General features: G+C 43.7%; 17 protein-coding genes and 3 other annotated features. Of the genes, 3 read left to right on the forward strand and 14 right to left on the reverse strand.

Going from position 1 to position 18,636, the window contains the following annotated elements; translation table 11 throughout:
* Positions 1 to 250: 250 nt before the first annotated feature.
* Positions 251 to 1,246: an aspartate--ammonia ligase gene (gene asnA, locus ACYP5M_RS11740; protein WP_434169719.1), complete on the reverse strand. Its 996-nt coding sequence runs from the start codon at positions 1,244 to 1,246 to the stop codon at positions 251 to 253.
* 268 nt (positions 1,247 to 1,514) lie between these two features.
* On the opposite strand from asnA, the gene ACYP5M_RS11745 reads away from it, so the two are divergent.
* Together ACYP5M_RS11745 and ACYP5M_RS11750 are read left to right on the forward strand one after the other, a co-directional pair.
* Positions 1,515 to 2,141: a LysE family transporter gene (locus ACYP5M_RS11745; protein ID WP_434167694.1), complete on the forward strand. Its 627-nt coding sequence runs from the start codon at positions 1,515 to 1,517 to the stop codon at positions 2,139 to 2,141.
* 132 nt (positions 2,142 to 2,273) lie between these two features.
* A complete protein-coding gene (locus tag ACYP5M_RS11750) occupies positions 2,274 to 2,897 on the forward strand; it encodes a hypothetical protein (RefSeq protein WP_459735072.1) in 624 nt (207 codons plus the stop codon).
* A gap of 88 nt (positions 2,898 to 2,985) precedes the next feature.
* Here ACYP5M_RS11750 and thrS read toward each other — a convergent pair whose 3' ends face one another.
* Positions 2,986 to 4,893, reverse strand: coding sequence for a threonine--tRNA ligase (gene thrS, locus ACYP5M_RS11755; protein ID WP_459735137.1), 1,908 nt, complete (start codon positions 4,891 to 4,893; stop codon positions 2,986 to 2,988).
* A gap of 60 nt (positions 4,894 to 4,953) precedes the next feature.
* Positions 4,954 to 5,175, reverse strand: a binding site (T-box leader).
* A 31-nt stretch (positions 5,176 to 5,206) separates the two neighbouring features.
* Positions 5,207 to 5,428, reverse strand: a binding site (T-box leader).
* A 30-nt stretch (positions 5,429 to 5,458) separates the two neighbouring features.
* Positions 5,459 to 5,679 (reverse strand) — a binding site (T-box leader).
* Between the two features lie 122 nt (positions 5,680 to 5,801).
* On the opposite strand from thrS, the gene ACYP5M_RS11760 reads away from it, so the two are divergent.
* On the forward strand, positions 5,802 to 6,077 hold the full coding sequence (locus ACYP5M_RS11760) for a hypothetical protein (RefSeq protein ID WP_452444491.1): 276 nt from the start codon (positions 5,802 to 5,804) through the stop codon (positions 6,075 to 6,077).
* A gap of 44 nt (positions 6,078 to 6,121) precedes the next feature.
* Here ACYP5M_RS11760 and ACYP5M_RS11765 read toward each other — a convergent pair whose 3' ends face one another.
* From ACYP5M_RS11765 to ACYP5M_RS11820, 12 genes are all read right to left on the reverse strand, one after another.
* Positions 6,122 to 6,721, reverse strand: coding sequence for a DUF7010 family protein (locus ACYP5M_RS11765; RefSeq protein WP_452444490.1), 600 nt, complete (start codon positions 6,719 to 6,721; stop codon positions 6,122 to 6,124).
* A 360-nt stretch (positions 6,722 to 7,081) separates the two neighbouring features.
* On the reverse strand, positions 7,082 to 8,545 hold the full coding sequence (locus ACYP5M_RS11770) for an amino acid permease (RefSeq protein WP_402939427.1): 1,464 nt from the start codon (positions 8,543 to 8,545) through the stop codon (positions 7,082 to 7,084).
* A 102-nt stretch (positions 8,546 to 8,647) separates the two neighbouring features.
* Complete coding sequence (locus ACYP5M_RS11775) at positions 8,648 to 9,973, reverse strand: peptidase (protein ID WP_434167697.1); 1,326 nt, start codon at positions 9,971 to 9,973, stop codon at positions 8,648 to 8,650.
* Between the two features lie 2 nt (positions 9,974 to 9,975).
* Complete coding sequence (locus tag ACYP5M_RS11780; protein WP_434167698.1) at positions 9,976 to 11,166, reverse strand: thiolase family protein; 1,191 nt, start codon at positions 11,164 to 11,166, stop codon at positions 9,976 to 9,978.
* Positions 11,167 to 11,185: 19 nt separating this feature from the next.
* Entirely contained in the window at positions 11,186 to 11,848 is a 663-nt protein-coding gene (locus ACYP5M_RS11785; RefSeq protein ID WP_434167699.1) for a 3-oxoacid CoA-transferase subunit B, read from the reverse strand.
* On the reverse strand, positions 11,833 to 12,531 hold the full coding sequence (locus tag ACYP5M_RS11790; protein WP_434167700.1) for a CoA transferase subunit A: 699 nt from the start codon (positions 12,529 to 12,531) through the stop codon (positions 11,833 to 11,835). Before ACYP5M_RS11790 ends, ACYP5M_RS11785 begins: the two co-directional genes overlap by 16 nt.
* Positions 12,532 to 12,541: 10 nt before the next feature.
* Positions 12,542 to 13,909 carry an aspartate aminotransferase family protein gene (locus tag ACYP5M_RS11795; protein WP_434167701.1) on the reverse strand — a complete coding sequence of 456 codons (1,368 nt, stop codon included), beginning with the start codon at positions 13,907 to 13,909 and terminating at the stop codon, positions 12,542 to 12,544.
* A gap of 44 nt (positions 13,910 to 13,953) precedes the next feature.
* Positions 13,954 to 14,193 carry a ferredoxin gene (locus ACYP5M_RS11800; protein WP_434167702.1) on the reverse strand — a complete coding sequence of 80 codons (240 nt, stop codon included), beginning with the start codon at positions 14,191 to 14,193 and terminating at the stop codon, positions 13,954 to 13,956.
* Positions 14,194 to 14,206: 13 nt separating this feature from the next.
* The gene (ablB, locus tag ACYP5M_RS11805) at positions 14,207 to 15,070 is read right to left on the reverse strand and encodes a putative beta-lysine N-acetyltransferase (RefSeq protein ID WP_459735073.1); all 864 of its coding nucleotides are present in this window, start codon (positions 15,068 to 15,070) and stop codon (positions 14,207 to 14,209) included.
* 65 nt (positions 15,071 to 15,135) lie between these two features.
* Positions 15,136 to 15,402: a YokU family protein gene (locus tag ACYP5M_RS11810; RefSeq protein WP_179891117.1), complete on the reverse strand. Its 267-nt coding sequence runs from the start codon at positions 15,400 to 15,402 to the stop codon at positions 15,136 to 15,138.
* 2 nt (positions 15,403 to 15,404) lie between these two features.
* Positions 15,405 to 16,847 (reverse strand): lysine 2,3-aminomutase, encoded by a 1,443-nt coding sequence (gene kamA, locus ACYP5M_RS11815; RefSeq protein ID WP_434169722.1) that lies wholly within the window; start codon positions 16,845 to 16,847, stop codon positions 15,405 to 15,407.
* 268 nt (positions 16,848 to 17,115) lie between these two features.
* On the reverse strand, positions 17,116 to 18,597 hold the full coding sequence (locus tag ACYP5M_RS11820) for a sigma-54 interaction domain-containing protein (RefSeq protein WP_434167704.1): 1,482 nt from the start codon (positions 18,595 to 18,597) through the stop codon (positions 17,116 to 17,118).
* Positions 18,598 to 18,636: the final 39 nt, after the last annotated feature.

Raw genomic sequence — 18,636 nt, forward strand, 5'->3', positions numbered from 1 at the left:
GATGTCTTCAATTATTATGTTATAGCGCAGAAAGATTTATTCAGTAGCGCTTTACCCAAAATTACCCCTATTACCTTTAAAACAAAAAAACCATTCTGTTTAAGAATGGGTCAGACTGTTGACAACTCGATATTAATTTAGATTGCCTACATTTTAGAGAGTGTAAAATATCAACGTGATTTCAATTGGAGCCCCTTTTGTCTACAAACTCAACCCATTCTGTTTAATAATGGGTTTCCTCCTTTCGTCTTTATAAAAGAATAATATTCCTTTTTTCACAATCCTTTAATATTTGGTCATTCCATACCGAAACCTGAACCTCGCCAATATGTGCTTTCTTCAGCAGAAACATGCATAATCTGGATTGCCCTATTCCTCCACCTATTGAATACGGAAGCTTTCCTTCCAATACGGCCTTATGATAATCGAGCACCTTACGATTTTCGTTTTTGGATAATCTTAATTGTTTTAACAGTGACTTTTCATCTACTCGAATTCCCATTGAAGAAACTTCAAAAGCACATTCCAAGAGTGGATTCCATAAAACGATATCTCCATTTAGGTCCCAATCATCATAATCCGGTGAACGTCCATCATGCTTTTCCCCCGATTGTAACTCTCCGCCAATTTTCATGATGAAAATTGCACCATATTTATTCGCTGCCACATTCTCCCTTTCCTTCAAAGTCAGATTCGGGTATAAATCCTCCAACTCCTGGGTCGTAATGAAGTGAATGTCATCAGGTAACACAGGCTTAAGCAGATGATGGAATTCAAACATATAACATTCGGTCGATTTAATGGCTCTATATATTTTTTTTACTTCAGATTTTAATGTATCTACGTTACGCTGTTCCTTCGTTATGACTTTCTCCCAGTCCCATTGATCCACAAATAAAGAGTGTAAATGATCCAGTTTTTCATCACGTCTTATCGCATTCATATTTGTGTAAATGCCTTCATCACACGCCAAACCATACCTAGATAGAGTGATTCTTTTCCACTTCGCCAAAGATTGAACCACTTCGATTTGTTTATTCTTAATATCCAGAGCTTCAAAGGTAAGAATCCGATCCACACCATTTAAATTGTCATTTATGCCATTACCTTCATTTAAAATGATAGGTGCTGATACTTTTATCAGGTTTAACGCATTTGAAATTCCTTCTTCAAAATGATTCTTAATTTCATTTATTGCAATATCCGTATGCATGATATCAAGAATTGTTTTGTATTTATTCGGCATCGATAATTCAGGCATAATTATCCTCCAATTCCGCTTTGAATAGCGCATGCATTAAAATTGGCGTCTTTCCATTTGACTAAATTACATTATGAAGGAGTTTTCTGTGTTGTTACAAAAACACCATGTCACGACTAGGTACATCCATAAGCAGCAAACCGGACAATGATTCACCATATCCACTCAAAAAAAGGGTCAAAAATGTGGTACAAGTCTAATTATCTGAATACATTCAAATAAGTGAAGATGTAACAAACGATGAGGTGATGAATTGGGTGTTTTTTTCAGCTATGTATTATTAGGCTTATCACTGGCGGCTCCTATCGGTCCCATAAATGCTGCTCAATTGGACCAAGGAATCAAGAAGGGTTTTTGGCATGCCTGGGTTTTTGGCTGGGGTGCCATTTTAGCTGATTTTGTATTTATAGCCCTCGTCTTTTTCGGTGTCGTCCACTTTTTGGACAACTCCTTCATGAAGACATTTTTATGGCTGTTTGGATTTTTCGTCCTGACCTATACCGGAATCGAAAGTCTGTTAAGTGCAGGTAAGATTGAAGTGAATGCACGAAAAGCGAAAGATTCCCTTATTTCTTCATTCCTGACAGGATTCATCATGTCCCTTTCGAATCCTTTATCCATTTTGTTTTGGCTTGGAATTTACGGATCCATTCTGGCAAACTCCGCTTCAAAATATGATATGGATCAATTGCTTTTATACAGTTCAGGGATCCTTGTCGGCCTCTTAACCTGGGATTTCGCAATGGCCATCATCGCCAGCACCTTCAGACGCATTTTATCCAACCCCATTCTAATGGGCATCTCGATCATTTCAGGAATATCCCTTATAGGGATTGGCATTTACTTTGCCATCCAAGCAGCCAAGGCTTTATTTACATAAAGAGTTTACTCTTACATTCATTAAATATATAAAATAGGCAACCCATTTTAATGTCCATCTTTGTCCATGTCGGACACTTATCCCTCTTTGTTCATAGCTTGAAAGGGTAAACACAAAGGGAGGATTTCTTAAATGTATAATAATTATTACCCTTATAATGTTCCATATTATAATGATCCATATTATTATGATAATTCTTATGCCAATTTGCCTTATTATGATTACAGAATGCCAGTACAAACACTGGTTCCATTAGCTACTATTCAGAGTCATTTAAACGCAGGCCGACAAGGTCATTGTTTCAGAGGTTTTTGGGGTAACACCGAGCACACCTTTATTTTGATGGGGTTCAATGCTGCTACTGGTATGGTACAGATACTCGAGGGTGGCATCCCGAATGAGATTCATCATACAGATATAGTCGGATTACAATATCTAGGATTAACTTGCCCTGTCGGTGGCGGCGGTCAAGGCGGCGGTCAGGGCGGCGGTCAGGGCGGCGGTCAAGGCGGCGGACAAGGCGGCGGACAAGGTGGCGGACAAGGCGGCGGACAAGGCGGCGGACAAGGTGGCGGTCAAGGCGGCGGACAAGGCGGCGGACAAGGTGGCGGTCAAGGCGGCGGACAAGGTGGCGGTCAAGGCGGACCGGGCGGTAACTGTTTCAGCAGTTCGTTCAGGGCGTTGGCTGGGTATGGATTTGTAGATAGAAAAAAGACAGCCGAAATATTCCGGCTGTCTTTTTTTATCCAAACCTAATCCAATGGGCATTTACTCGTGAGTTCCGCGTATTTACTCGTGAATTTCGCACATTTACTCGTGAGTTCCGGATTAAGCTGCTTTTTTGTTAGTTGCCGCGTTCTTTTATTTGCTGTACCATTTTCTTAATGAACACTTCTATTGCGACATTTTCAAATTCTTGTTCCCCGTATTTCCGGACATTCACTTCATTTTCTTTCTCTTCTTTATCTCCAAGAACCAGCATATATGGGATTTTCCCCATCTGTGCTTCCCTGACTTTATACCCCAGCTTTTCATTCCGATCATCGATTTTCACTCTTATGCCTTTATTCTTCAGTTCTTTTTGAACCTTTAAACAATAGTTCAAATGAACCTGTGAGACAGGGATGATCTGTACTTGCACCGGAGCGAGCCATACGGGAAATGCACCGGCAAAATGTTCTATCAGAATTCCAAAAAAACGATCGATCGATCCATAAATGGCACGATGAATGACGACCGGACGGACTTTTTCATTATTTTCATCAATGTAAGTCAGATCAAATTTATCGGGCATTTGAAAATCAAGCTGGATTGTAGCACATTGATGGCTTCTTTTTAATGCATCTTTAATATGAAAATCAATTTTCGGTCCATAAAATGCCCCGTCCCCTTCATTTACTTGATAATGTATCCCGATGCTTTCCAGAACATTTTTCAAGGCTGTTTCAGAAGCTTCCCAAAGGGAGTCATCGCCCATTGAATCCTCTGGACGAGTCGAGAGCTCCACGGAATACTCGAATCCAAAAGTGCGATACACTTTATCAATCAGATGAAACACTTGTTTAATTTCACTTTCGATTTGATCCTTCCGAACATAAATGTGGGCATCATCCTGGCAAAATGTACGGACACGCAGCATCCCGTTCAATGCACCGCTATATTCATGACGGTGGACTTGACCGAATTCGGCCATCCGGATGGGTAAATCCCTGTAAGAATAAAGACTGTTTTTGAATATAAGCATATGACCCGGACAGTTCATTGGCTTCATCGCGAATTTTGTTTGATCCACCTCAGTGAAGTACATATTCTCATGGTAATGATCCCAGTGACCCGATTGTTCCCATAACCGCTGGTTCATCATGAAAGGAGTGCGAACTTCGTCGTAGTCAGCTTCAGTTTGAAGCTCCCGTGAGAACTTCTCCAATTCATTTCTAACAATTTGTCCTTTCGGTAAATAAAACGGCATTCCAGGGGCTTCCTCCGAAAACATGAATAACTCCAACTGCTTCCCTAATTTACGGTGATCGCGTTTAGCCGCTTCTTCCAGAAATTCAAAATGCTCCTGTAAATCTTTTTTCTTTTGGAAAGCCACGCCATACACCCTTTGAAGCACTTCATTTTGATTGTCTCCCCGCCAATAGGCACCAGATACACGAGTCAATTTGAACGATTTTACAAATGAAGTGGATGGAAGGTGCGGCCCTCTGCAAAGATCGACGAATTCCCCTTGTTGATAAAGCGTTAATTTTTCACCATTAGGGATGTTCTTTGCTATATCCAACTTGAATGACTCCCCTCTGCCCACGAATAACTTTACAGCTTCATCATAAGTAGCTTCGATCCTTTTAATTTCCAGATTTTCACTTATGATATGCTCCATCTCTTTTTCAATGGCTTGTAGATCTTCTGAACTCAAAGGATGGTCTAACTTAAAATCATAGTAAAAACCATCTTCCACGACTGGCCCCATCCCTAATTCCACATTTCGGTATAGCCTTTTCACAGCCTGCGCCAAAACATGCGCCGATGTATGTCGTAAAACTTCTAATCCTTCATCCGAATCCAGAGTCAAGATCGACAGTTCGGCATCCTTATTCAACTTGAAACTTAGGTCAACCAGTTGCTTATTCAGTATTCCTGCTACTGCCTTTTTCCTTAAACTTGAGCTGATGGACCCTGCTACACTTTCCACTGTCATCCCTTGCGGATATTCCTTTTGCTGCCCATCCGGGAATTGAACTTTAATCATTTTTTCACCCATCACATAAACACCCCTTTTTTAGTAATAAAAAAACGCACTCATCCCTATGCAAGGGACGAGTGCGTTTACCCGTGGTTCCACCCAATTTCCCATAAGCAAGAAACACTCATGGCTCTGGAGCTTGTAACGCAGCTTAGACGATATCAGTTACTCTTGTTCACCGATATAGCTCAAAGGCGGTAAATCAGTTTCCTAAGCCAGGAAGTTCGCAGCTGCCCTTCCCTCTCTGCAGACCGTAAAAATGATTATTGTCCTTATCATGGCAATATTTTTATATATAAAAAAACGCACTCATCCCTATGCAAGGGACGAGTGCGTTTACCCGTGGTTCCACCCAATTTCCCATAAGCAAAAAACACTCATGGCTCTGGAGCTTGTAACGCAGCTTAGACGATATCGGTTACTCTTGTTCACCGATATAGCTCAAAGGCGGTAAATCAGTTTCCTAAGCCAGGAAGTTCGCAGCTGCCCTCCCCTCTCTGCAGACCGTAAAAATGATTATTGTCCTTATCATGGCAAAAATTATAATAATAAAAAACGCACCCATCCCTAAGTAAGGGACGAGTGCGTTACCCGTGATTCCACCCAATTTCCCATAAGCAAAAAACACTCATGGCTCTGGAGCTTGTAACGCAGCTTAGACGATATCAGTTACTCTTGTTCACCGATATAACTCAAAGGCGGTAAATCAGTTTCCTAAGCCAGGAAGTTCGCAGCTGCCCTTCCCTCTCTGCAGACCGTAAAAATGATTCATGTCCTTATCAATGCTTCTAAAAATGTAAATGGATTTTTATATTGTTATATATATTACAATATATTCCCATAAGTGACAACCTCAAATTTATTAATTTCATTACAAACACTAAATTGGTATAATTAGTAAAAAAGGAGTCTCTATGAAAAGTTTAAGCAATTGGTCTATCGTATTTGCAGTGATTGGTACACTATCATTTTGCTGTTCCCTTGCTTTAGCAAAAGCTTCCGAGCTGCTTATGATTTCAGGATTCGGTGCGTTGCTTATTGGTATGTTTTGCAGTTTCGGGGCCATGTTTATCAATGAAAAAGGAAAGTCGAAGTTTTTGGCCGTGGCTGCATTCTTTCTTTTAAGTTTCATTCTCGTTTGGAATGAGCCATTTCAAATTGTCAGGCTCTTGACCTGGATGAAAAATTAATCGAAATGAAAAACCCGTTCTTCATGACGGGTTTTTTGATGAGTTCAATCTTCATCGGCTATCATTCGACTTGAATTCTTTATTCCAAGCCATAGCGTAAGTCCAGTGGTCCAGAGAATTAGCGTACATCCGAAGCCGAGCAATGATAACGGTGCAAGGATTTGATGCTCCCCAAACATGACGGTGTCTGGCACAATAAGCAATGTGATAAGCGCCAATAAACAGAGAAGCACTCCTGTTGCATAGTAAACCTTGATTTGGAAAAGTGACGCCAAAGGTAAAAAATGAATCCCAACAATAATGGCGATGACGCCTGGTATAAGATCGTTCTGATCTATCAAGTTACAGATGGCAATGGCAATCCCGATCAGCAAACCTTCGGCAATGAAGACCATATTAAACAAAAATCCGATACGCTTCAGACGCCTAGCCCCATTTTCTGAAACTTGATTGGACATTTTTTGTGATGCATGAATTAATGATATGCCTCCGATAACCATTATGATTCCGACCAATATGGCTGCGAGTTCCACGTAGGGAAACCCCCACCCCTGCAATCCCATTACACCGGTACCTGCCCATAGTGTACCGAAGAACGCCATGAAAATGACTCCAATTCCAGAACCGCGAAACGCCTCTTTCATCATCAGTTTCCTTTCATCCACAGTAATATCGTACATAGAATAATAGTATTGCGCACCCTCCCCGATTATTCAGCTGCAATAAAATGATTTTATTAAAAAAATTACCATATCGCGAACTTTAATAGATAATTTCCGCTTTCGGAGATATAACTGGATTTTCGGAGATATATTCCTATTTTCGGAGATATAACTGGATTTTCGAAGATATATTCCTATTTTCGGAGATATACCTGGATTTTCGGAGATATTTTCCGTTTTTCGCAGATATAACCGGATTTTTGCAGATATACATGGATTTCGATACAAATCCCCATAAAAAACCTGAGTCCCCAAAGGGGTCTCAGGTTTTTTCCATTGGTATCAAGCCACATCTGATTTATCGAATTGACAATCTTTTAATGATATTAATTTGGTCTTGTGATAAAACTTGTATCCTAACCAGACTACCAGGAATATCGGCAATCCGATATAGGAGACAGCGACGCCATACCAGTCGATGCTGCCGCTTAGGAATGCTTCATAATTCTGTCCTGCAATGACGAGCATGCACAGGGCGAATGAAAGAATCGGACCGAATGGAAACCATTTTGCTTTATATTTCAATTCGTTTAGGTCACCACCTTGTGCAACATAGGCACGTCTAAAGCGATAATGGCTTATGGCGATTCCAATCCAGGCGATGAAGCCAGTCAGCCCGGATGCATTCAATAGCCATGTAAATACATGGTCCCCGAAAATGGAGGTCAAGAAGGCGAGTCCTCCAATTAAGGACGTGATGATCAAAGCATTCATCGGGATTCCCCTGCGGTTGACTTTGGCCAGGAATTTGGGAGCTTGTTTATCTTTTGCCATCGACCATAACATCCGCGTTGATGCATATAGCCCCGAGTTCCCTGCAGATAGTAAGGAGGTTAACACGACAGCATTCATGACTGATGCCGCAAATGCCAGTCCTGCCCGTTCAAAGACTAGTGTGAAAGGGCTTACAGAAATGTTTTCGACATCTCCGTTCAACAAACTTGGACTCGTATAAGGTATTAAGAGACCGAGTATCAGGATGGCCCCGATGTAAAATAAGAGGATGCGCCAAAATACTTGGCGGATCGCATTCGGAACATTTTTTTCGGGTTCTTCACTTTCTCCGGCAGCAATACCAACCAGTTCTGTGCCTTGAAAAGAAAATCCCGCGATTAGAAAGATTGAGATGATCGATAAAAATCCTCCCTTGAATGGTGCCTCATCCATGGTGAAGTTTTCAAATCCGATCACCTTTCCGCCAAAAACCCCCAATATGGTCAATAAACCAATAATGATAAAGCAAATGATGGCGACGACTTTTATTAGTGCAAACCAATATTCAGATTCACCATAGCTTTTAATGGATAGGGCGTTGAGGGTGAAGACGATTCCAAGAAACAATGCGCTCCATATAAGGCTGGGTACATCAGGGAGCCAAAATTTCATGATGATGGCTGCTGCAGCTATTTCCACAGCAAGGGTTACTGCCCAGTTAAACCAATAATTCCAGCCAAGTGCAAAGCCGAATGCGGGATCAACAAAGCGTGTGGCGTAGGTGGAAAATGATCCCGACACAGGCATATATGTCGCCATTTCCCCTAAGCTCGTCATCAGGAAATAAACCATGATTCCAATGCAGGCATATGCAGCGAGGGCACCACCGGGCCCTGCACTCTGGATGGTTGCCCCGCTTGCCAGGAATAATCCGGTTCCTATTGAACCGCCGATGGCAATCATGGTCATATGCCTTGCTTTCAGTTGCCTTTTAACTGTCGGTTCTTGATTATCAATGAGATTCATGTCCATATGGTTCCTACCTCATTTTCTTTTAAAGTTAAAAGTTCAAGAAATAGTAAAAAGTTTTTTTAATAACCGCTTTTCGCTTTACTTGCTGGGATACTATCCAGTTTAATTGCCATTGCCTGGTATCGTCTCCCTATTCCCGGACTGGGTGACCCCATCCTGCTCAGTCTCCATTCCACACCATTGAATTAGAGTAAGCGCAATGATTTCGGCTGTGGAGAACACGTTGTCGAGCAGGATATATTCATTTGGATAGTGGGCAACCTCGGTTACTCCTGGTCCGAAAACGATTGCTGGCGTTTCACCGACATGTGTCAGCAATCCCCCGTCCGTTCCCCAAGGGGAGGCTTCAATGACCGGGTCCTGTCCGGCAACCTGCCGATATTGATGAACAAGTGCATTCATCAGTTCATGCTCTACATCAATTGACCCTGGAACCCAGCGTGCCCCGAACCATTCCAATACGGGCGGATTTTGATTGAACCATTGGTCCGCTTCCCCCAGCTGCAATAACCAGGCAGCCATTTCGTCTTTCGCCTGCTCCATCGTTTCCTCCGGCGCAACGCCCATCCTTCCTTCAATTTTCACAAGGTCGGGAACGGATGACGGCCAATTACCGCCTTCAATGACACCTAGATTGATTGGAATCGGAATGGGCGTGTTCTGATAAAGCGGATCACTGATACGTGCATTTCGCTTTTCTTCCAAGGCACGAATATGATTGATGACGGTCATGCTTTTTTCAATCGCACTAACGCCTTCATACCTTGTTCCGCCATGGGCTGACCGTCCTTTAACATGGATTCGGAACCACATCGAACCCTGCTGTTTCGGGAAGATTCTCATATTCGTCGGTTCAGGGATCAGGGCGGCATCGGCTTTATATCCTCTCAGGACTGCCGCTAATGTTCCGGCCCCGCCGCTTTCTTCTTCAATCACACTTTGAAAAATGACATCTCCCTTTAATTGGATGCCATTTTCCTTCAATGCCTGCATCGCCAGGATCAGCGATACATTTCCACCCTTCATATCGGTTACGCCGCGTCCAAACATCCTTCCATTCTTGATCGCTCCGCTATATGGGTCGTCGTCCCACTGATCCCGGTCTCCGTCCGGAACCACATCGATGTGTCCGTTCAAGATGATGGAACGTCCGCCTCCAGTCCCTTTCATGATACCTACCACATTGGGGCTGTTGGAAAATTCACTGCGCGGAGAATAAAAATAAGAATGCTTTTTCAGCTCGCCGCCGTCAGGTTCCCAACTATCGATTTGCAAACCCATTTCCTGCAGCTTTTGGGCGACGATGGCCTGTGCTCCCGCTTCATTTCCTTGCGTACTCGGGGCTTGTACCATTTTTTGCAATAGGTTCGTTCCTTCTTCCCGATGATCCTTGATCCATTGGTTTATCCGTTTTTTTATATCCGGCACGTTTATCCTCCTTCATTACACATATTCTCATAGATTACTGAAAGTCCCATTCCGCCTGCCATACACAACGTTACCATTCCGTACTTAACTTGTGAACGCAACATTTCATGCATCAGTGTGACTGTCAATTTTGCACCTGTTGCTCCTACAGGGTGACCAAGTGCAATTGCCCCCCCATTGACATTGACAATATCCGGATTCAAATCTAACTCCTTGATCACTGCAAGTGCTTGGGCAGCAAAGGCTTCATTAAGTTCAATCAGTCCGATATCCCCTAACGATAGACCTGCTTTTTCCAATGCCTTTCGAGTAGCGGGTACTGGTCCAATCCCCATAACTCCAGGTTCAACTCCTGCACTGGCAAAAGCCTTTATTTTCAAGAGCGGTTTTAATCCCTTTTCTTCTGCTTGCTGCTTGGACATTAAAAGTACAGCTGCAGCCCCATCATTCATAGGACAGGCATTTCCTGCCGTAATGGTTCCTTCATTTTTGAATACTGCCTGAAGACTGGCTAGTTGATCTAGATGAATGTCCTCGCGTACCCCTTCGTCATGGTTGAAGATTTGAAGTCCTTTTCGACCCTTGATTTTAAGCGAAATAATTTCTCTATTAAAGCGACCCTCTTCTATAGCTTTCCAAGCCTTCTTGTGGCTTTGATAAGCAAATTTATCCTGTTCTTCACGACGGATACCATATTTTTCAGCCAATCGCTCGGCAGTGATTCCCATATGATCATTTTCCAAGGAACATATTAATCCATCTGCCAGCAGAGCATCCTCCATCGTTAAGTTTCCAAATTTACCGCCCCATCTATTTTTCACTATATAAGGCACATTGCTCATGCTCTCCACTCCGCCGGCAATAATGACGTCTTCTTGACCAGCAGCGATAGTTAAAGCGGCGTTGGTAATGGCCTTTAAACCTGATCCACATGCTTTGATTACAACGTGTCCTGGGACATTGTGTGGGAAACATGCCAGCTGCGACGAAATTCGTGCCGAGTTAAGTCCGCCTCCGTGGACATAGCCGTGTCCGAAAATCACTTCATTGACTTTTTCTTTACCCAAACCGGAATTCTCCATTAAACCTTCCAATACTTGACGGCCCAATTCGGTAGCTTTAACATTCCTGAGTGATTTTCCAAAGGATCCAACTGCAGTTCGCGCCCCAGCAACGATGACAACCTCATTCAAGCTTTTTTCCTCCTCTTACCTATTCAATGGTGTTAACGGCAGCATGGATTTTCAATGTTGCCTCTGTATTCCTTATCACATCATCCACGGTATATGGCGTCATGACTTCCTTCAGCACCAATCCTTCCGATGTAACTTCCATGACTGCCATTTCCGTAATGATTAAATCCACACTCTGCTTTGCCGTCAATGGAAGCGTACATGTCTTCAAGATCTTCGATTCACCCTGCTTATTCACGTGATTCATCAGGACGATCACCTTTTTGGCTTTCTGGGCCAGCTCCATTGCCCCGCCCATCCCCGGCACCCGCTTTCCTGGGACGATCCAATTCGCCAAATCCCCTTTTTCACTGACTTCCAGGGCTCCAAGTATGGTGATGTCGATGTATCCTTTCCTGATCATTCCAAATGCCGTTGCACTGTCAAAGTAAGAAGCTCCCGGTACAGTGGTGATCGGGAAACCTCCCGCATTACAGAGGGCAGGATCCTCTTTCCCGGGATCAGGACTTGGACCGGTACCGAGAACTCCATTTTCCGCATGGAACAGCACAGAGATATCTTGAGGAATATGATCTGCCACCAAGGTAGGGATGCCGATGCCTAAATTGACGATCAGTCCATCATGGATTTCCTTGGCGGCGCGTTTCGCGATGCGATTTCGTACATCTACTGCCATGCCCATTTCCAATTCACCCCTTTTGTCGGAATCACCATATCTACATAAATGCCTGGTGTGGCAATACATTCCGGATCCAATTCGCCTGCAGGAACGATTTCGTCCACTTCAGCAATCGTGAAGGCTCCAGCCATCGCGACCAGCGGATTGAAATTACATGCAGTCTTGTCGTACACTAAATTCCCAAGTGAGTCGGCCTTTTTGGCATGGACGATGCTGACCTCAGCCGTCAAAGCGGTTTCCACCAAATATTCTTTTCCTTCTATCACAATCTTGTCCTTGCCTTCTTCGGCTATCGTACCAATCCCGACATCGACAAAAATCCCGCCTAAGCCTACACCGCCGGCACGAATCCGTTCGGCTAATGTACCCTGCGGTGAAAATTCGACTTGCAGCTTTCCTTCAGTCATGAGCTTGCCGGCATTAGGATTGGATCCGATATGCGAGGCAATCACTTTCTTTGCCCTTTCAGCAGTCACAAGCCGGCCAATGCCGATATCAGGGAATCCAGTATCATTGCCAATCAAGGTCAATTCCTTAACGCCCTTGTCAAGGATACCCTGTACAAGCGTCGGAGGAGTCCCCACTCCTCCAAATCCGCCATACATGAGTGTGCATCCATCGGAAATATGCTCCAGCGCTTCTTCCATGGTCACAATTTTGTTTTTCTTCGTAATGACCTGCTTCATACCGTTCCTCCTAAATAGCCTGCATGTCTTCAATCAAACCTTCCGCGTGCAATTCTTGCTGCAACTCTTCGAGGGAAGCTTCCAGTATCTTGACGAGGCGATCGATTTCTTCATTCGTAATGATTAATGGCGGAGATATGATAACCGCATCACCAGCGATTCCTTCAATCGCACCTGCAGCAGGATAGATTATCAACCCCTTCGCAAAAGCCTTATTGACAAGCCTTGGAGTCAGGCCGATTTGCAAGTCGAATGGCGTTTTTGATACCCGATCTGAGACAAACTCAAGTCCAAGGAGAAGCCCTTTCCCTCTTACATCACCGATGATGTCGAATTTCTCGGCCAAGCCTTGAAGCTTCTTAAACAGATATTGGCCTTTCTCTTCCGCTGCGCGAACCAGGTCATTGCGCTCAATGTAGGAAAGCACTTCCAATGAAACGGCTGCAGATAGAGGGTTTGCACTATATGTGTGTCCAGCCATGATAGATTTCGAGCCTTTTAAAATGGGCTCCATGACACGGTCAGTAATCATCGTGGCTGCGATTGGAGTATACCCGGCGCTCATTCCTTTACCCAATGCGATGATATCCGGGGTGACTCCCCAGTGTTCCATTGCGAACATTTTTCCTGTCCGGCCGATTCCCGTCATTACCTCATCGGCGATAAAGAGAATGTCATAGGTTTCGCAGATTTCCTTAATCCTTTGATAGTAGCCATCCGGCGGTGTTACAGCACCAGCGGATGCCCCGATTATCGGTTCTGCGATGAAGGCTGCGACATTTTCGGAGCCGACCCTTTGAATCGCTGTCTCCAGTTCGTCTGCACACTTAAGCTTGCATCCTGAAGTTTCGTTATTATGAGGACAGCGATAGCAGTAGGGAGCAGATATGCTAGGAAAATCCTCCAATAGCGGCACAAAACGTTTTCTTCTTGGTACATGGCCTGACATCGATAAAGCGCCCATCGTGATCCCGTGATAACTCGTCCACCTGGAGATTATGCGATTTTTTCGCTCAAACCCTTTTTCTTGCCAATGTTGAATTGCGATCTTCATTGCCGTTTCAGTCGCTTCCGATCCACTATTCACAAAAAATGACCAATTCAAATCCCCTGGAGCCAGCTCACTTAGCTTTTTGGCCAATGCCTCTGCGGCTCCGCTCGTAAAATGAGACCTATATGCAAAAGAAACCTTGCGGGCCTGCTCCGTCATTGCATCGACAACGTCCATTACACCATGTCCAATACTTGCCGTGACCGCACCTGATGAGCCGTCTATATACTGTTTTCCATCTGTATCATAAAGATAAATTCCATTCCCATGAGAGATAGTGGGATAGTCCTGATCTAAAGTAGGTTTAATCAAATGATTTCGTTCCATTTCATCTCTCCTTTTAACGTTCGTACATATTATCTATTAATCTATTACGTTCTTAAAAGACTAAAAGGCTCATCCTGAATCAGGATGGATTCCGTAGGGCAGCCTTCCATGGCATCTTGCATGTCATCATGCAGGATTTCAGGAACTTCGGCAATCCCCTGATTATCGTCCAGGATGACGAAAGCGATCCCTTGATCGTCATAGTCATAAATCTCAGGACCTGTTGCACCGCATGCCCCGCACGCAATACAGGTTTCTTTATCAACCCATGTGTATTTAGCCATAGAAACAATCCTCCTACTTGACGGATAAATCTTTACCCCAAATATTCATATCCTCATACTTATCCCAAATATTGCAATTCTTCGTTAACCTGCCTCCATATTCATACCCCAGCTGATGAAAGACTGCGTTCATGCCCATTGACAATGATCGCGCTAATGAATAAGAGCAATAAATGTTTTTCCTGAACAATTCTTGTTCCAATGCGGAGATGAGCACCTTCATGAAACCATGCTTTCGATGCTGGGGAATTGTTGCACAGTCCGTTATTTCAGCATTATGATACATCTCATTCACTTCAGCGGATGCAGCACTCACGATGGTTCCTTCAAATTCGATAACACTAAAGATCGTCCCTTCCTCCATCACTTTCTTGATATATCGCTCATCATTCATCGGTGTAGGATAGGTTTCAAAAATGGCACCATATAGCTTCGCCAGCTCTTGTGCATCTTTCTCCGTAGCAGACCGGAGGATATAACCGTCAGGTATTTGCTGAGATGCATTCGGTCTAGGAACCGTGGTTACATCTTGGATGACTATATCTTCCTTGACCCAAAAGTCGCTTGTCCGCCTTTCATCCGTTAAATAGAAGGCCATGCAATAGGCATCATTCCCTTTGAAATACTTGCTCAATATTCCTTCCAGCATGAATCCTTGACCTAACGCCGCCGATAAATCTTCATTCCTTGCTTTAAGTATCACTTTTGTAAAGCCCTGCTCCTTTGCGATGGCAAGGGCCCGATCGATCGCTTTTTTGATATTTCCCCGATAATCATCCATGCGCAAGCGCTGATTGGCATGATCATGATAGAGCTCCATCGTATAACAATCCCCAGTCTCCGCTTGGGTGAAAAAAGGCAGCTTTTGAACAGGCATTATGTACCCCCCTTATTTAAAGAATTCGGGAGAAGAGATGCCTATCATCCGCTTCTCCCGGCATTCTATTTCCAATTGAATAATTTTTTGATAGGTGCCTGAAGAAGCTGATCATACGTGAACTCATTAGGATATTCACTCACATCATATATAGATAAGGCTTCATCCACCTTTTGATTCATCGAATCGGACACATAGATTCCACACTCAGGACAGTTCACGGCCGGAACTTGAAGGACTTTTATTGAGCGTTTCCCGTCAGGCATGATCCAGTAACAATCCTTCTTTTCACTTTCTTCCACGTTTGGGGCGTTGCACCACAAGCAATCCATCTTCATTCCTCCTTGCCTTCAGATTTCACCGAGCCGCTGGCGGCCAAGGCATTCTTTTTTTCTTGTGCCAACCTTAATTTTTCCTTCATTTCATCCCGTTTATCACGGCGATCCTTCAATGAAGCATGTTCCTCAGTGACTTCATACGCTTTTCTCTTGTCAAGACGACGAAGGCCTTCTGGCACCAAGTTGAATTTCTCGTCCGTCATGAGAGCGGAAATCCCGACGGCTTCTTTCCTATCCGCAGTACCATACACTTCATCAAAGTAAGCATCTGCACTGCCGGCAACATAATTCTTCGGCTCCGGATAGCTTGTGATAACTCCTTCAAAGTTCCGTAAAACGACTTTATCCGGACTTTGCGAAAGAAGGTAATTCGGAGTCAAGGCAATCTTTCCGCCTCCGCCAGGAGCATCCACCACAAAGGTAGGCACTGCATATCCTGATGTATGGCCGCGCAGCGCTTCAATGATTTCAAGTCCTTTTGAAACCGGCGCCCGGAAATGGCCAATCCCTTCAGATAGATCACATTGATAAATGTAATAAGGTCTTACCCTTGCTTTTACACAGTCATGCATAAGCTTTTTCATGATATGTACACTATCGTTGATTCCAGCCAGGATGACTGCCTGATTACCAAGCGGTACGCCTGCCATCGACAGCATATCACATGCTTTTTTCGCTTCATCCGTCAGTTCAAGCGAATGATTGAAATGTGTATTCAACCAAACCGGATGATACTTTTTCAGAATATTACATAAATTTTCTGTAATCCTCTGCGGGAAAACGACCGGTGCACGTGTGCCGATCCGAATGATTTCCACATGCGGGATGGCACGTAGGTTACTCAATACGTATTCAAGGATCTTATCATTGATCAGCAGGCCGTCTCCGCCAGAGATCAGCACGTCCCTCACTTCCGGAGTGTTCCGGATATATTCAATCGCCCCGTCAAGCTGCTTCTTGGGAACACCCATGCCAACCTGACCTGAGAAACGGCGTCGAGTACAATATCTGCAGTACATGGAGCATTGGTTCGTTACAAGGAATAGAACGCGATCCGGATATCGATGCGTCAATCCTGGAACAGGGGAATCCTCATCCTCATGCAGCGGATCCTCCAAATCATATCTAGTCTTGTTCATTTCTGCCGAAAGCGGTACCGACTGTAAACGAATCGGACAGCGAGGATCATCGGGATTCATCAAAGAAGCATAATAAGGCGTAATGTTCAACGGAATCGTTTGAGTCGAAATCCGGACTCCTTCTTCTTCTTCAGGTGTCAGGTTGACGACCTTTTTCAAATCATCCAGTGTTTTAATCGTATTGGTCAATTGCCAGAGCCAATCATTCCACTGCTCTTCCGTTACATCCTTCCACAATTCGATATCATTATAATGCCTGCGTCCACCTAGGTATTCTTTATGTTTTACATCCAATCCCATCAAATTCATTTAAAATGCCCCCTTTATTCTTAGAACTTATATATATACTCTCGCAAGAATGATGCCAACATGAATAACATGGAAAACATAAGCAAAAAGGGACAAATCGAGCTTAAAATCGCAAGAAATTTTTCAATACGCATAATTTTTTGCAGCCAGATTCTTTGCGCCAAGCAAAAAATCAAAAAAAGAGGGTCTCTATACAAAAGAGCCCTCTTCAGGTTACAACATGATCAAGAAAGTGGCAGCGTTTGCAAAAAACCTGCATTCACTTTGAATCCTTCGACCCTGCCGTATAAACTTTTTCAATGCCGTACTTGTTTAACTTATATTGCAGTCCCTGCCTTTTAATATTGAGGGCTTCTGCCGTTTTGCTGATATTCCCGTTATATTTCTCGAACATATTGATGATCATTTCCCTTTCCATTTCTTCAAGAACGACAGGTAAATCAATCCTGTTTTTCAATGGGGAAGGCTGGCTCTGCGCATTTGCTGCAGCATAATTTCCTGAAGGGAAAAGATAAGCAGGAAGATGATGTTCATCAATCATATCTTCCCCAGCGTCCATGACGTTAAAGGTTAACTCGATGGCATGTCCCAGTTCACGAATGTTCCCGGGCCATGGATATTGAAGAAGCCTCTGCATCGCCTTTTGACTGATCCCGCGCACTTCCGTAAAAAATGATTTGTTGAATTTTTGAATAAAGTGATTGACGATTTCCGGAATATCCGTTTTACGCTCGGAAAGAGAAGGCATCTGGATCGTTACGACATTGAGGCGAAAAAACAAATCCGAACGAATGATTTCCCGCTCCAACGCCTCTTCTGGAGAAATGTTCATCGCAGCAATGATTTTCACATTAATCTTTTGCTCCTTCGAACCTCCAACACGGCGCACTTCACCTTCCTGAAGCACCCGCAGCAATTTTGCCTGCAGACCGAGGTCGAGGCTATTGAGCTCATCAAGGAAAAGAGTACCGCCATTTGCCTGCTCAAAAATGCCCATGCGATCCATCGCTCCGGTAAAAGCCCCTTTCGTCGTGCCGAACAGCAGCCCCTCCATCAATTCCTTTGGAACGGCCGCACAGTTTTGCGCGATGAAAGGCTGATTTCGCTGAGCACTTACATTATGTATACTTTGCGCGACCAGTTCCTTCCCTGTCCCTGTTGGTCCATAAATCATGACTGGGGAATGTGTACGGGCCGCTTTTTTAGCCAATGAAATCGCTTGCTGAAAAGCAGGGCTATTACCGATCAAATCACTAAAATGATAGGTCGCCGACCCTTCAGAGAACTTATTTTTCCTATGGGTCTCGGCCAGCTGGGAACGCAAATCGACAATTTGGTCATACATATTCATGACCTTCGTAATATCCTTAGCGATTTCCACTGCCCCAATAATTTCACCATCCTCATATAAAGGATACGTACTATTGATCGACGTTATTTTTTTCTCCTTTAAATTGACATATGTTTGAATCGACTCAATCGTTTCATTGCCTTTTTCCAATGCTACATGCAGCGTACTGGATTCATCAGTCAATGAAGGATAAAGCTGAAAAATATTCTCCCCCAGCACTTGCTCCCGATCCAGCCCGTCGATATGCGCCATCATTTCATTGTAAAAAACCGTATCCCCATCTTTATTCACAATATGGACACCCACATTGATCACATTCAATATCCATTCAAATTGAGTGGAAAACTGATTTACTGAAGATTTCATTTCTTCATCTCCGTTCTCTGTCATTTGATAGAATCACCTGTAAATTATAGCATTTAATGGGAA

It is taken from the genome of Peribacillus sp. N1, from assembly GCF_054600815.1.

What these genes read in the sequence shown, in the direction of transcription:
- asnA (WP_434169719.1), bottom strand. Translation starts at nt 1,246, where the DNA reads ATGCCGAATAAATACAAAACAATTCTTGATATCATGCATACGGATATT.
- ACYP5M_RS11750 (WP_459735072.1), top strand. Translation starts at nt 2,274, where the DNA reads ATGTATAATAATTATTACCCTTATAATGTTCCATATTATAATGATCCA.
- thrS (WP_459735137.1), bottom strand. Translation starts at nt 4,893, where the DNA reads ATGATTAAAGTTCAATTCCCGGATGGGCAGCAAAAGGAATATCCGCAA.
- ACYP5M_RS11760 (WP_452444491.1), top strand. Translation starts at nt 5,802, where the DNA reads ATGAAAAGTTTAAGCAATTGGTCTATCGTATTTGCAGTGATTGGTACA.
- ACYP5M_RS11765 (WP_452444490.1), bottom strand. Translation starts at nt 6,721, where the DNA reads ATGAAAGAGGCGTTTCGCGGTTCTGGAATTGGAGTCATTTTCATGGCG.
- ACYP5M_RS11770 (WP_402939427.1), bottom strand. Translation starts at nt 8,545, where the DNA reads ATGGACATGAATCTCATTGATAATCAAGAACCGACAGTTAAAAGGCAA.
- ACYP5M_RS11785 (WP_434167699.1), bottom strand. Translation starts at nt 11,848, where the DNA reads ATGGGCATGGCAGTAGATGTACGAAATCGCATCGCGAAACGCGCCGCC.
- ACYP5M_RS11790 (WP_434167700.1), bottom strand. Translation starts at nt 12,531, where the DNA reads ATGAAGCAGGTCATTACGAAGAAAAACAAAATTGTGACCATGGAAGAA.
- ACYP5M_RS11795 (WP_434167701.1), bottom strand. Translation starts at nt 13,909, where the DNA reads ATGGAACGAAATCATTTGATTAAACCTACTTTAGATCAGGACTATCCC.
- ACYP5M_RS11800 (WP_434167702.1), bottom strand. Translation starts at nt 14,193, where the DNA reads ATGGCTAAATACACATGGGTTGATAAAGAAACCTGTATTGCGTGCGGG.
- ablB (WP_459735073.1), bottom strand. Translation starts at nt 15,070, where the DNA reads ATGCCTGTTCAAAAGCTGCCTTTTTTCACCCAAGCGGAGACTGGGGAT.
- ACYP5M_RS11810 (WP_179891117.1), bottom strand. Translation starts at nt 15,402, where the DNA reads ATGGATTGCTTGTGGTGCAACGCCCCAAACGTGGAAGAAAGTGAAAAG.
- kamA (WP_434169722.1), bottom strand. Translation starts at nt 16,847, where the DNA reads ATGGGATTGGATGTAAAACATAAAGAATACCTAGGTGGACGCAGGCAT.
- ACYP5M_RS11820 (WP_434167704.1), bottom strand. Translation starts at nt 18,597, where the DNA reads ATGACAGAGAACGGAGATGAAGAAATGAAATCTTCAGTAAATCAGTTT.